Source organism: Chitinophaga sp. (genome assembly GCF_039596155.1).
Classification (GTDB): Bacteria; Bacteroidota; Bacteroidia; order Chitinophagales; family Chitinophagaceae; genus Chitinophaga.
Genome location: NZ_JBCNKF010000016.1, coordinates 53,380 through 66,765 on the forward strand (window position 1 = coordinate 53,380; position 13,386 = coordinate 66,765).

Annotated in this window: 15 protein-coding genes; 12 read left to right on the forward strand and 3 right to left on the reverse strand. The window is 44.1% G+C overall.

The genetic code is table 11. The features are described from left to right. The gene (locus tag ABDW33_RS16410) at positions 1–1,917 is read right to left on the reverse strand and encodes a histidine kinase (protein ID WP_343691160.1); all 1,917 of its coding nucleotides are present in this window, start codon (positions 1,915–1,917) and stop codon (positions 1–3) included. Positions 1,918–2,127: 210 nt separating this feature from the next. Between ABDW33_RS16410 and ABDW33_RS16415 the strand changes: the two genes are divergently transcribed. From ABDW33_RS16415 to ABDW33_RS16460, 10 genes are all read left to right on the forward strand, one after another. After that, positions 2,128–2,583, forward strand: a complete 456-nt coding sequence (locus ABDW33_RS16415; protein ID WP_343691161.1) for a hypothetical protein — start codon at positions 2,128–2,130, stop codon at positions 2,581–2,583. Continuing rightward, entirely contained in the window at positions 2,580–3,041 is a 462-nt protein-coding gene (locus tag ABDW33_RS16420) for a hypothetical protein (protein WP_343691162.1), read from the forward strand. Before ABDW33_RS16415 ends, ABDW33_RS16420 begins: the two co-directional genes overlap by 4 nt. Further along, positions 3,014–3,514 carry a hypothetical protein gene (locus ABDW33_RS16425; protein WP_343691163.1) on the forward strand — a complete coding sequence of 167 codons (501 nt, stop codon included), beginning with the start codon at positions 3,014–3,016 and terminating at the stop codon, positions 3,512–3,514. The genes ABDW33_RS16420 and ABDW33_RS16425 overlap by 28 nt, the downstream gene beginning before the upstream one ends. Positions 3,515–3,649: 135 nt before the next feature. Next, entirely contained in the window at positions 3,650–4,027 is a 378-nt protein-coding gene (locus ABDW33_RS16430) for a hypothetical protein (protein WP_343691164.1), read from the forward strand. Positions 4,028–4,030: 3 nt separating this feature from the next. Next, positions 4,031–4,657 carry an MgtC/SapB family protein gene (locus ABDW33_RS16435; RefSeq protein WP_343691165.1) on the forward strand — a complete coding sequence of 209 codons (627 nt, stop codon included), beginning with the start codon at positions 4,031–4,033 and terminating at the stop codon, positions 4,655–4,657. Positions 4,658–4,854: 197 nt separating this feature from the next. After that, positions 4,855–5,907, forward strand: coding sequence for a beta-ketoacyl-ACP synthase III (locus ABDW33_RS16440; RefSeq protein ID WP_343691166.1), 1,053 nt, complete (start codon positions 4,855–4,857; stop codon positions 5,905–5,907). 134 nt (positions 5,908–6,041) lie between these two features. Then, entirely contained in the window at positions 6,042–6,506 is a 465-nt protein-coding gene (locus ABDW33_RS16445; protein ID WP_343691167.1) for a hypothetical protein, read from the forward strand. 15 nt (positions 6,507–6,521) lie between these two features. Continuing rightward, complete coding sequence (locus tag ABDW33_RS16450; protein ID WP_343691168.1) at positions 6,522–6,842, forward strand: DUF3817 domain-containing protein; 321 nt, start codon at positions 6,522–6,524, stop codon at positions 6,840–6,842. Beyond that, a complete protein-coding gene (locus tag ABDW33_RS16455) occupies positions 6,829–7,776 on the forward strand; it encodes a hypothetical protein (protein WP_343691169.1) in 948 nt (315 codons plus the stop codon). Before ABDW33_RS16450 ends, ABDW33_RS16455 begins: the two co-directional genes overlap by 14 nt. 250 nt (positions 7,777–8,026) lie before the next feature. Next, on the forward strand, positions 8,027–8,620 hold the full coding sequence (locus ABDW33_RS16460) for a TetR family transcriptional regulator (RefSeq protein WP_343691170.1): 594 nt from the start codon (positions 8,027–8,029) through the stop codon (positions 8,618–8,620). A 209-nt stretch (positions 8,621–8,829) separates the two neighbouring features. Here the strand turns inward: ABDW33_RS16460 and ABDW33_RS16465 are convergent, their stop codons facing one another. Then, complete coding sequence (locus ABDW33_RS16465) at positions 8,830–10,779, reverse strand: glycoside hydrolase family 97 catalytic domain-containing protein (protein WP_343691171.1); 1,950 nt, start codon at positions 10,777–10,779, stop codon at positions 8,830–8,832. A gap of 393 nt (positions 10,780–11,172) precedes the next feature. Between ABDW33_RS16465 and ABDW33_RS16470 the strand changes: the two genes are divergently transcribed. Both ABDW33_RS16470 and ABDW33_RS16475 read left to right on the forward strand, forming a co-directional pair. Next, positions 11,173–11,964, forward strand: coding sequence for an HAD family hydrolase (locus tag ABDW33_RS16470; RefSeq protein WP_343691172.1), 792 nt, complete (start codon positions 11,173–11,175; stop codon positions 11,962–11,964). Positions 11,965–12,063: 99 nt separating this feature from the next. Beyond that, complete coding sequence (locus ABDW33_RS16475; RefSeq protein ID WP_343691173.1) at positions 12,064–13,041, forward strand: ClpXP adapter SpxH family protein; 978 nt, start codon at positions 12,064–12,066, stop codon at positions 13,039–13,041. Here the strand turns inward: ABDW33_RS16475 and ABDW33_RS16480 are convergent. Further along, entirely contained in the window at positions 13,014–13,373 is a 360-nt protein-coding gene (locus ABDW33_RS16480) for a helix-turn-helix domain-containing protein (RefSeq protein ID WP_343691174.1), read from the reverse strand. The genes ABDW33_RS16475 and ABDW33_RS16480 overlap by 28 nt on opposite strands. Positions 13,374–13,386: the final 13 nt, after the last annotated feature.

Here is a 13,386-nt window from a genome sequence, read left to right on the forward strand (position 1 = left end):
TCAGTTTATTGGTATTCTTAATTTTACGATACAACCGCTACCATCCGTACGGTCAGATATCTCAAAACCTGCATCCGGATGCCCTTGTTGCATCAGTGCCAGGCGTTCACCTGTGATGATCGTAGACATCGAACGATGTGTATCATTCACTGTTTTGCGTTGTTTGGATGCTGCTAATCCTATGCCATTATCTGTAACGGTGCAGATCAGGTATTGCTGCTCGCTGTCCTCTTTGAAGTGAATGATCAATACACCTTCCGCCTTATACATAACCGGTTTTAATCCATGCTCCACTGCGTTTTCTACAAAAGGCTGTATCAATAGGGGAGGTATTAACGTACTCCGGTCTACCTCTTCGTTACATTCTATCCTGTATGTAAACGAATTGTTCAGGCGTAGCTGCTGTAACTCAATATAGTGCCGTAATGTAATGATCTCATCTTCCAGCGAAATACTTTCCATACGTGAATGTTCCAGGACCTCCCTTGTCAATTTCGCAAATTTTCCAAGATAACTCACCGCCGGCCCTGTTTCTTTTTGCAGGATCATACTCTGGATATTGCCCAGTGCATTGAATATGAAATGCGGATCCATTTGCGATCCCAGCAACCGCCTTTCCAGTGATAATCGCTTTGCTAAATTCTCCATCGTTTCTTTTTCCATCAATTCCATCTTCAACGCGGTATTTAATTGTTCCTGTCGCAGGAAATCTTCCCTGTTCTGATAATACCGCTGCCGGAAATAATAGGATCGATACATAAACACAAGCCCGATAAATAAGATGCCTGCTATGCCATACCCAAGAAATTTATTCTTCTGCTGCAATTTGTAATCGTCTTCCAGTTGCCGGATCCGTGTCAGCTTTTTTTCCGATTCAAACCGGGCATCTGCATACTGCAGCATCTTCTGTGTAGACTCTTCTGTGCGCAGCTGGTTATACTTCGTATAGAAAGTATCATATCCAAAATAAGCTTTGTAATCCCCCTGCCTGATCGCCAGTTCCTTCAAGCTGTTGTAAAAGCTGGACATCAGGTAATTATCTTTGTACGGTATGGTGGCCTGATAGGCGATGCCTTCCTTAAAGAGCTTTTCTGCGGTATGAAAATCCCCCTTCCTCATAAAATACTGTCCTTTCAGCCCGATGGAATTCCGGTATATATTTTTCAACCCATATCGCTTTGCAATAGTATTTGCCTTGTTCAGATTTGAGAGAAACTCACTTTCATCTATTGGTGGAGGCCCCGCATAAATTACATCCGCCAGGTTGATATAGGCCACACCTATATTACTCTTGCTTACAATTTTCGCGGAGTCTTTTTCTGCCAGTACTACTGTTGAGATGAGAAAATCCAGTACCGATTTCCAACGCTGCGTATCATTCCCCGGCATCTCATCCCTCATATAGCCGCCCACCGCTAATCTTGCATGCAAAAGGCTTTCCGCATCACCTGCCTTCATAGCATAATCAAGCGCCTCGTTCGCATACTTCCTTACTTTGACAGGAGACGCCGGGAAAAACAGGTAAGAAATATCAGCTCCAATTTTTGCACACTGATCATAATCTTTTGACTGTGAAAATAAGTCATATGCTTTCAGTAAATAGGTGATTGCACTCTCGTTATCTTCTATATACGTCTTCAGTACACCCATCGTCCACGATGTGTATGCTTTTGCCCTGTTGCTTTTACCTTGCTCCGCTAAAGAATATGCCACATTTGCATGTAGAGAAAAACTATCCAGGTTCAGTAAACGCCGATACGTCAATGCAATATATGCATGACAGATAGCTTCATCGGCCTTATTCACTGCTTTTTCAAGTGCAGCCCGCTCCAACCTGATACTACGGGCCGTATCAGCAAAACGCAGGTCATAGCCCTCATTGGCCATTTCTTCGGAGATAGATCTTTGCTGTGCCATTACCCCGGGAGTCGATAAAAGCAGACAACAAAAAAACAGCACAATACGATCTAATAACATAGAGACTAAAATACAACTAGTTTTTAATGAAAATATTAGATTTTCTGCTGCCAGCCACATGCTGCCAAACACAAATTTAATCTGACCAATTGCCAATTGTACCCGCAGCATTCAGCCTTCAAATGCTAACCTTGCAGGAAATATATCTTTATGAAAAATAGGCGATTACTCTGGTTGTTACCTCTTTTTGTATTGTTCGGACAAGTAGCCAGCGCCCAGCAGGATGATAGACGTATGAAGATTGAATTAATCGTAAAGCAGGGAAGTGAAACAATCGTGTCGACGCTAACGTCTGCTTCTATGGCCTACTCCAGGCAGAGCTATGCAGTTGATTCTTCAGATCTGCCGGTAAGGAACTTTAACCTGGCGATTAATTTTGATAAACCTGCAATTCAAATTATCCGCGCTTTTATAAAAAATAAAAACGGACTGGATGGTCAGATCGTTACCACCGATACTTACGGTAAATTGCCCACCCGGAAAATGGAGTTTAAGTCCGCTGTCATGGATGGATTGACCGATCAGATCACCAACGACTATTCAACCATGTATCTTACCATGAGATGCACAGAACTGATTATTGACGGCTTAAAAATGGATTTATGAAAGAACTGAAATACTTTACCAAAAACGGAAGTCAGTATATCATGAAGGGACAGCATGGATTTAGCCTGGTCGTCATCATATTACTGGCGGCAGCCGCCGTCGGCGGTGTGTATGCTCACCTCCCGGGGCTGACCTGGATCTGCGGTATCCTTACCATCCTTTTTATCGCCGCCATTTTTCTGAAACGTGTAGTGATCGATCTGGACCAGCAGGCGTTCTTTTTAAAAAGCGGTTTGCTCAGTGCTGCTACCACTATCCCGTTTGCCGATTTTGTAAGTTTTGAACTGGCAAGTGTGAGGCATTCTTTTATCATCACCAACACTTCCTTAAATATCTGTTTCACAAAAAATGGCAAGGAGAAGACCCTGACCATTGCACAAGGCTTTACGATCCGTGCTATGCAAAATGTACTCAACGAGATTGAAGAAATATGGACATCCGGGAAAGATATCAAATAGAAGAAACCAGTGATTCGCTGGTGATATATCCATACAAACCTGCAGTTCGCACCGCACGGCTGGTTATTGCCGGTATTATTCCGGCTGCAATTATCCTGTTCTTTTTCCGCGATCTTATAGCGAAGGAAATATGGGCGTCACTGTATGTTATCATGGCTTATGGTGTTGTGTATAGCCTGTACGAAATATTTATAAAGGCGGATACCAGTTATACCTTCGATGCACGGGCTAAAGCTGTCTTTAAAAACACACGCTTTGAAAAAGGAAAGAAGATTATCCCCCTTGATGAGGTTGTCATCTTTACCAGTAGTGAAAGCGGTAGCTGGCGGTATGCCATCGGTGCAAGAAAAAGCCAGTTCATAAAAAACTATGTGATCAGTGAACATTTCGGTGGAGGAAGAAAAAGCCAGGAGCGGTTAGAAACATATGAGGCGGTGATCCTTGAAAAGATTCATCAATTAGTAGCGAAATAAATCCATGTTTGTTTGAAAATGCCCGTTTTTAGGAAGAGGCGTCACATTTGTGGCGCCTTTTTTATCCCTTGCCCAAACTATTCCTGCATTTAGTCTGTTAAACTCCTTAAATTCCTGCTTTAATTGCTAATATCCATGGCAGACAGAAAATTAGATACTAAAATCTGGCTCAGGAATCCGCGAGACAGTAATTATCCTGCAGCAGCAGACTACCTTGACCTCCTGTTGCCCAAAAACAGGGTACAGAAGATCGTGTCCGAACTGAAAAAAGAAAAGACCGTATTAAAGAAGGCAAAAGATATTTTACGTGCCAGTCAGCTGCCCTTATTGCCTGCTGATAATGTCCATGTGAAAGAAAATATCGAAAAGGTAAGATCCGGAAAGAAGCTGTCGCCAGTACTACTGGTCCGAAATGAAAGACTGATCGTGGCTGACGGTTACCACCGTGTTTGCTCCATCTACTACCTTTCAGAAGATTTTGATATACCCTGCAGAATAACAGATATCAGATAGGTTATGAACGAAGAGATTTTTTTACGCTTTCTGCTGGCAGCAGTATGGGGTGGATTGGTGGGTATTGAAAGGGAGTACCGGAGTAAATCTGCCGGTTTCAGGACAATGATCATGATCTCCATTGGCTCCTGTTTCTTCACCCTTATCTCTTCCACGTTAGGGGGCGCCAACCCTGATCGTATAGCCGCTAATATCGTCACCGGGATCGGGTTTTTAGGAGCCGGGGTGATCTTCCGGGGAGAAAACCGGGTGAATGGCATTACGACCGCGGCCACTATATGGACAGTATCGGCTGTCGGCATGGGTATCGGGGGCGGTTATTATTTTGCTGCAGGTTGTGCCTCCGTATTCATCCTGGTCATCCTGGTCCTGCTACCATATATCGAGCGCCAGATAGACCTGCATCATAAATCGGTCGAATATACGATCGTTTTCAGGAGCCATGAATATTCAGGTGAAACATTCGAACTGGCCCTTGTCAAATATGGATTGAAGTTCAAACCTACCAAGAAAGAAAAAGACGGGGACTGCTATATGCTCTCCTGGCAGGTACAGGGAGATACCCAAAAACATTGGTTGCTGATTAATGAAGTAACTGCCGATGACCGGGTGGAAAAGTTTAATTATTAGCCGGGAATATCAGTTAAATCGCAATATTGCGATATTTTTTCCACTGGAAACAATCCCTTTAGATAATAAATTTCATATATAAATTATTAAAATCAATGAGTTTGTCACGTCTGGGCTAAATTTCGCAAAAAAAAACTCAACTGCTTTTACTTTAAATTACCTTTGCATCCCAAATTTCTGTGATAGATTAAAGAAAAATGAGAAAGGAGATCAGAGCTACCATCAGCGCACTTGGAGGCTACGTACCCTCGACAGTACTTACCAACCAGTTTTTATCGACAATTGTAGATACTTCCGATGAATGGATCAGGCAGCGCACAGGTATAGAAGAAAGGCGTATTGCAAATGCAGAAGATGAAGCTACCTCAGACCTGGCAGCGTCAGCGATTCAGAATTTACTTGATAATTATAAGGTGAAGCCTGAAGAGATCGAAGCGGTCATCCTGGCCACTGCCACCCCCGACCATTTACTTGCACCTGCCAGTAGCCTCGTGTGTAAAAAAAGTGGTCTTATCAATGCCTTTGGTTTTGACCTGAATGGCGCCTGCAGCGGCTTCCTGTTTGGGCTCACCACCGGCGCCAGCCTGATCGAAAGCGGCCGGTATAAAAAAGTCATTGTCGTAGGGGCAGATAAAATGAGCTCTATCGTTGATTATAAAGACCGGAACAGCTGCATCCTCTTCGGAGATGGCGCAGGTGCCGTATTACTCGAACCAACCACGGAAGACTATGGCGTGATGGAAAGTGTAATGAAGACCGACGGGGGAGGAACAGAATCATTGATGGTCAAAGCCGGCGGATCCCGTTTCCCGGCCATCGCCGAAACTATTGAGAACAGGTCTCACTACATCAGGCAAAATGGCGCCCTGGTATTTAAAAATGCAGTTGAAGCCATGTCTTCTGCCTCCAGCGAAGTACTCGACCTCAATGACCTCGATAAAGAGGAAATTGACTGGGTCATCCCTCACCAGGCTAATAAGAGAATTATTCAGGCAGTGAGCGAAAGACTCAATATCCCTTTCGAAAAAGTTAAGATCAACATAGAAAAATACGGCAATACCACCTCCGCAACAGTACCGTTGGTATTGTGGGACTTTGCCGAAGATTTCAAGCCTGGTCAGCACTTGCTGATCACTACCTTCGGCGCCGGTTTTTCGTGGGGGGCTACCTGTTTGAGATGGGGCCAGCTTTGCAACAAAAAGGAAAAACAGGAATATGCATTGCCCCAAAGTGAACCTATCAGTCTATAAGTTTAGTTGAATGTTTTAATCATACCAGGCAGCGGAAACGCTGCCTTTTTTATTGCCTCAAAAGAAACTTTTTTAAAAAACATACTACTTAGTATGTTTTTTGTTTACTTTTGCTTTGTCAATAAAAATTATCAATGCATCAGACATTCCTGATATTACATTCCATCAACCGGTACCTCGTGCTCATAAGCCTTGTCTATGCTATTGTCATGGCCTGGAACGGACTTCGCTTCCGTAAGGTTTTCAGCCCGTTGAACAACACCGTCAGACACCTGACTGCCACCATTGCTCATATACAATTACTACTGGGCCTTTACCTGTATTTAATAAGCCCCGTTGTTAAATACAATGTACCTGAAGTCTCTTCATCTGAATACATAAGTGAGCATACTTTCTTCCGTTACCTGCATATCCTTCTAATGGTGAGTGCAATTGTGATCCTTACGATCGGATCCGCAAAAGCAAAAAGAATGGAGACGGATAAACTAAAGTTTCAAACGATATTAATATGGTTTTCATTAGCGCTATTGATCATATTAATTGCCATACCATGGCCGTTTTCGCCGCTGGCTAACCGGCCATATTTCCGGTCATTTTAAATCTTAATGAATATTATGTTACGACTTTTTAAGACGCCTATAGGACGTCTAAGGATCATCTCATTTCTCGAAGGGATCTCCCTGATCATACTGCTGTTCATCGCCGTACCATTAAAATACATGGGTGGGCAGCCTGCCTTGGTGAAACTTATAGGACCTGTGCATGGATTGTTATTCACCTTATTTGTGATCACTACCCTAAGTGTGGGAGTGACCTACCGGTGGAAATTTGCTGAAACATCCTGGAAAGTTTTACTGGCGTGTATTATTCCATTTGGCACCTTCTATATAGACAAATACATCCTTGCCCCACAGGAAAAGAATGAAACAAGGTAAATGTTATGCGGTGCTTGTACTGCTGATCACTATCGCCTGCAATCACACGCCGGCAGTGATCAGTAACCATATTGCCTTTGAGCAGCGCCTTTCTGCATATCGCTTGTTCAAAACTGCATTGGTGCCGGCAGAAGGCGTTACGATTATTGAAATCGCGTCTGCTTTGTTTACAGATTATGCCGAAAAACAACGTCTGCTGAAACTTCCTGCCGGCAAAAAGGTGATCCTGCGCGGTGATAGCCTGCCCATCTTCCCGGAAGGTACTATTATCGCCAAAACGTTCTATTATACGGAAGATACCAACAGGCAGATTATTGAAACCCGCCTGCTGCTATTGAAAGATCATCAATGGAACGCAGCCACTTACCGCTGGCAGGAAGATCAGCAGGATGCAACCTTATTGACCGAAGGGGCTATTGTACATGTGAATATAGGAAAGCACAAGACGACAGCATATAGAATTCCAGGGCAAAGTGACTGCGCTTCCTGCCATCGGTCAGGTAATGCGCTGAGTCCCATTGGCCCCAAAGCTGCCAACCTGAACATCACTGTCAGCAGGGACGGCATCCGGCAAAACCAGCTCTCCTGGCTCATGAAAAAAGGAATTTTTGAACAGGCAGATCTCTCTTCAATTGCATCTTTGCCGGACTATAACGATACAACACTACCTGTCACCGCAAGAGCCAGGGCTTACCTCGATATCAATTGTGCACATTGCCATCAGTCAACTGGTATGGCTGCGCACACTTCATTGAAGCTCGGATATTTCACACCTTACGATCAGACAGGGATTGAATTTAACAGGCAGCAAATAATTATCAGAATGACGACCATGGGCGAATTCCATATGCCTAAGATAGGTACTACCATGATTCACGCAGAAGGATTACAACTGGTGAAACAGTATATCAAAGACCTGCAAAATGAACGTTGATCAACCCAATCATCCTGGAAATGATAGCAGGTTTTAGAACGATTATTCAATTGGAAACGCTCCTTCGCCTGCTCAAACTACATCCGCATTAAGTATCGCCCGCCGCCGGGTGGAATTTTAATCCGGAAGATTGTGATAATGCACCAGGTATAAAAATTAATTCCGAAATTGTACAGCCAATTACCATGCTCCAGAATGAGAGTGGATTTGAATGTCAGGGACTGACTGGTTAATTTTAAAAATCTTCCGGATGAAAAAGGCAGCGGCAACGCGGATCAATATTTTAGAAAAAGCTTTCGAACTGATATATGTAAAAGGGTATAAAACCACCAGTATCGACGATATCATTGCCACCACCGAGGTGACGAAGGGTGCCTTTTACTACCATTTCAAAAATAAAGATGAAATGGGGCTCGCTATCATCAATGAGCTGATGAAGCCCTCCCTGCAAAAAAGTTTCATGGACCCGTTGAAAACCGATGCTCCACCACTGGAAGCAATTTATAACCTGATTCATCATCTACTCATCGAAGAAAAATTTCTCAAAGTAGAATACGGTTGCCCGGTGGCAAACTTTGCCAGCGAAATGTCTCCGTGGAATGCAGATTTTAATACAGCCTTGAACGAAATAACAGCAGAGTGGACAAAATTGATGGTAGCTAGTATCGAAAAAGGAAAGAAGAATGGAACAGTGCGCAAAAATGTCAATGCGAAACAAGTCACAATGTTTGTCATGTCAGGGTACTGGGGTGTGCGCAATTTCGGCAAACTGGAGAATAGCAGGGGCCCTTATCTTCTTTATCTGAAGCAGTTAAAAGATTATCTGGACACATTGAAGGCATAGAATGCACAAAAGTTGCTATGCATAATTCCTGTTGATACAGTTGTAAACGCACGGGCATAAAAAGGTCTGCATTGTTTACCAATGCAGACCTTTTTATGCCCGGATAGCTATAACTATGATGGGTGTTACACCCTGGCCCTGTTAACAGCGGGTGCCCCGTTGATGACAAACCTGGGTATTTCTGAGACGACTTGCTTTCAGCACCTGTATTAATTAAATATTACCGCACCACCCGCTTTTTTCAACGTGATCGTCAGTGTTGTACCGATCTTTTGTCGCTCCAATACTGAAGAAGACCCTTCGCCATCCCTGATAATTGACACGGCTTTATTCGCCAGCATCGGTAATGCTATTGTAATCGTTTTATCCTGCAGTTCCCCATTCACAGCCGCTACATACCACTTTGTACCTTTACGGCGGGCAATTACACAATACTTACCAGGATAACCATCGATGAGTTTTGTCTCATCCCAGGTAGTGGGTACCTGCCTGATAAAATCCAGCAGGTATTCCGGTTCACCCTGCAGGTTGTCTGGTGTTAATCCCCAATGTTGTACCGGTGAGAAGAACAAGACTGCTGTCGCCATCTCAAAAGCATCTGTTGTACGTCTGAATGATCCATGCTGTTGTGTACGGCTTAGTCGTTTATTCAGGAACACCGGTGCAAAATCCATCGGTGCCACTGCATTGCGCGTAAAAGGGTAGATGGTGGCCGTCTGCGGATAGTTATCGCAAAATGACTGCTGGAATACCAGGTTCTCCGATGCCAGCACTGCTTCACTGCTTACCCAGTTCGGATACATCCTTTCCCAGCCCCTTGGCAGTGTCGCGCCATGGAAGTTGATCATCAACCCAAACGCCGCCGCATCCTCCAATATATCATGGTATAGCTGCATTGTTACCTGCTTATCACCGCCAAAGAAATCTACTTTTAAACCCTTGATGCCTATTTTTTGTAACCATGCCATTTCTTCCCTGCGTACGCTTCGTTCATTCATGCGATCTTTCGGCGTATAAGGCGCATCGTTCCATTGCCCGTTGCTGTTATACCAAAGTATCAGTCCAACACCTTTAGATGCTGCATACCGGGCTAATTCGGCCATTCTTTCTTTTCCGATCAGTTGATCCCATAGTACATCAATCAGTACATACTCCGCTTTCAGGTTAGCTGCCAGGTCAATATAGGCTACCTGGTCATTGTAATTGGCACTGCTGTCCTGCCAGATGATCCAGCTCCAGGTAGCACGGCCGGGTGTAAAGATCTTTTCAGATGTCACAACCGGCTTTACCACATCTGTTGCTACCGTAGATTCTACTATTGGTCTGAGATCGTTACCTACAGTAATAGTTTTCCAGGAAGTCTGGAACGGTAAAGTGGCTGTTGCAGTAACCGGCCCCTGCCCGTTATTTTCACCGGGTTGCGGAAATTGAATCGTATATAACCCATCTGTCGTGCCTTCACTTAAACGGCTACCCACGTAATTGTCGGCTACACCCGTTTCAGACACTAATGCCCATGACTTACCCGCTACATGGAATAATGCAGGAAAAGTATAACCCACTTTATTCTGTGAAGGAACACCTACAGCTTCTTCAATAGAATACGGTTCTTCATACGAAGGTTTGCTTCTCTTCCAGCCTGTCATTGGTAAAGCCTGCTGGGTAATAAAAGTGGTGGTAGCTGCAGGAAAATCAAAACCTGTTACTTCCTTTTCTATGGTGCAGGCTACAGCCCCTTTTCCATTCTGAGGAATACGGTAAGAGAAAGCAACATCCCGGTTACTTACCCTGAACAACACTTCTAAAGTATCTTTGGCGGCATTGGTAAATGCACAAACCAGTTCATTGGCCCTGTAATTTACCTTACTTACTTTACCTCTGTCCAGCGAGTATTGCTCCTGCACAGATTTCTTCCTGTTGCCGGCCCATTGTAGTTGTTGCGAAAAATCACCCAGGCTGCTCACCAGTCCTAATTGAGAAGACTCCAGTATCGGCCTGCCTGCATAACGCACCGTATAATATGCCTTTCCTTCCCGCAACTGGACATTCACAGATAGCTGGCTATCCGGGCTTTTTACAGGCACATCATTTTTCTGAGAGAAAGCTTCATTGCCTGCAATGACGGACATGAAGAGGCATAGTAACATTCGTTTTGACATATCATGGAATTTGTTGACGTCTCGTTTAGTTTCCATCCGGGCAATTATTTACACGCTGACCATCATACAGGACGTATGCAAAGTAGCCCGCGTTATCGCCGGATAATTTGCACGTTTGTCGTGTTCAACGCAAAGTTGTTGTGAAAGTAAATATACAAAACACCGGTATTATAAATACCCCATGAGGTTAAAATAGGTGTAAACTTGACAATTAATTTAAAGACTTGATATTTTATACGTCCGAAAGCGGTAGAGAGGGCTTGTATTGGGATAATTTGGCATCAGCGACCAGGTGATCGTGTTTTCTTCGTGTATCGTGCTCTCCAATTGTATACTGGTATAATCGATAAAACCTATGACAAAGCATATGTTGAAAGATAGTAACTTCGCCCCATGATTAAATTAGTAGTAACAGATCTCGACGGTACCTTACTGAACGATAACCACGAAGTACCACCGCGTTTTTGGGACATAGCCACCCGACTGTTAAAGAAAGGAGTGAAGCTGGGTATTGCCACTGGCAGACCACATTTCAGCATCACTGAAAATTTCAAGCCCTTACTCGGACATGTATATGCCATATCAGACAATGGTAGCTTTATCATGTACGATAAGAGAGAGATCTTATCTAAACCACTACCTCCTGAAGAAATTGCCGCACTGGTGAATACTTCCCGTGCGATCGCTGACACTTATCCGGTGCTTTGTGGCAAGGATTTCTGGTACCTGGAAACAGAAGATAAGGTGCTGCTTGACCGGGTGCTGGTCTTCCAGAAGAATATCAGGATCGTAGAAGATCTCACAAAAGTAGAAGATCCTGTTCTGAAGATGTCCGTGCTCGATCTGCCCGGTGCTGAACACCACGCCTATCCGCACTACCAACCATTTGCCGACAGGTTAAAAGTGACCCTTGGTGGTGCGTTCTGGGTAGATGTAACCCGCAAAGACGCCAATAAAGGAGAAGCATTGCAGGTGCTGCAGCAATTGAATAACATCAGTCCGGAGGAAACGCTGGCATTTGGCGATTTCATGAATGACTATGAAATGATGAAAGCCGCTAAATATAGTTATGCGATGAAGAATGCACATCCGAAGATCCTGGAGACGGCCAACTTTGTCACAGCAAAAGATAATAATGAAGCAGGTGTGCTGGATGTGATAGAAGCATTGTGTTTCAATGCATAAGGACAGGTACTTACCTTGAGGGAACTAGTTACATAAAGGGAATGCATAGTAGCGAAACTTTGAGCGTTTGTTAAGTTTGCCGGGAATTAATTGATCACAATGACTTTCAGATTTTTAGTGGGTGCTATACTCGCTGTAATAGTGCTGGAATGCCAGGGACAAACAAAAACGCCAACGATGAACAATGCAAATCCGCTGCTATGCGATCCTGTTACCGGAATATGCGAAATACCAACGGGAGGTGATTTCCAGCCTGTCGCATCTAAAGAGAGACAGCTTAAGATCATCTACTTTACAGATCCTATCTGCTCTTCCTGCTGGGGCATTGAGCCACAGTTAAGAAAATTAAAACTGGAATATGGCAGCGAAGTGGAAATAGAATATCATATGGGTGGCTTATTGCCCGACTGGAGTTATAACAGTGGTGGTATCAGCAAACCTGCTGATGTAGCGCACCACTGGGATGAAGTCAGCCGGTATTATAAAATGCCCATAGATGGCGATATCTGGCTCACTGATCCACTGGCTTCCTCTTATCCTCCTTCCATTGCTTTCAAAGCTGCACAGTTGCAAGACAAAACAAGGGCCGTTACTTTCCTACGTATCCTGCGTGAAATGGTGTTCCTGCAGCAGAAGAATATTACCAGATGGGAGCATATGGAACATGCCGGTTTACAGGCGGGGCTGGACGTTGTACAGCTCAAAACAGACTACGAAGGAAAGGCAAAGGACCTGTTTAATGAAGACCTGATGCTGGCCCGGAAGATGAGAGTGAGAGGGTTCCCGACAATTATCATTAGTAACACCGAAAGAGTATATGGTTTTAAACCATATGCGGATTTTGAAGCCGGTATTCGAAAGGTATTTCCGCAGGTATGTAAGGCTACTTATGCCAATGACTGGAAAAGCCTCTTTACAAAATATCCGACCCTGACCCTGCGTGAATATGCTGAACTTAGCGAGACAACCCTTCAGCAGGCAGCACAACAACTCACTACATTAGTCGGAGATAATGAGCTAACAGTATTGAACACTAAAAATGGCGCGCTCTATTTATTCAACAGCGAAGTGCGGTAGGCAATGCTCCAGTTGGCAATTTCATCAATGATAGGGCGAATGGTTTTTCCATATTCGGAGATTTCATATTCTACCGTAACCGGCTTTGTGTTGCACACAGTACGGATGATCAGCTTGTTCATTTCCATGTCCTGTAGTTCCTTCGAGAGCATTTTGGGGGCAATTCCTTCTACTTCTCTGAGCAGGTCCATAAAGCGCAGTTTATTACCCTCAATGAGGGTACCTAGAATATGGAATTTCCATTTCCCTGATAAGATCTCCATCGCATCCTTGATAGCCAGTATCCTGGTCTTACAAAATGCTGTGGTGTTTACGACCGACTGCTTTTTCATGCCACTAAAATAC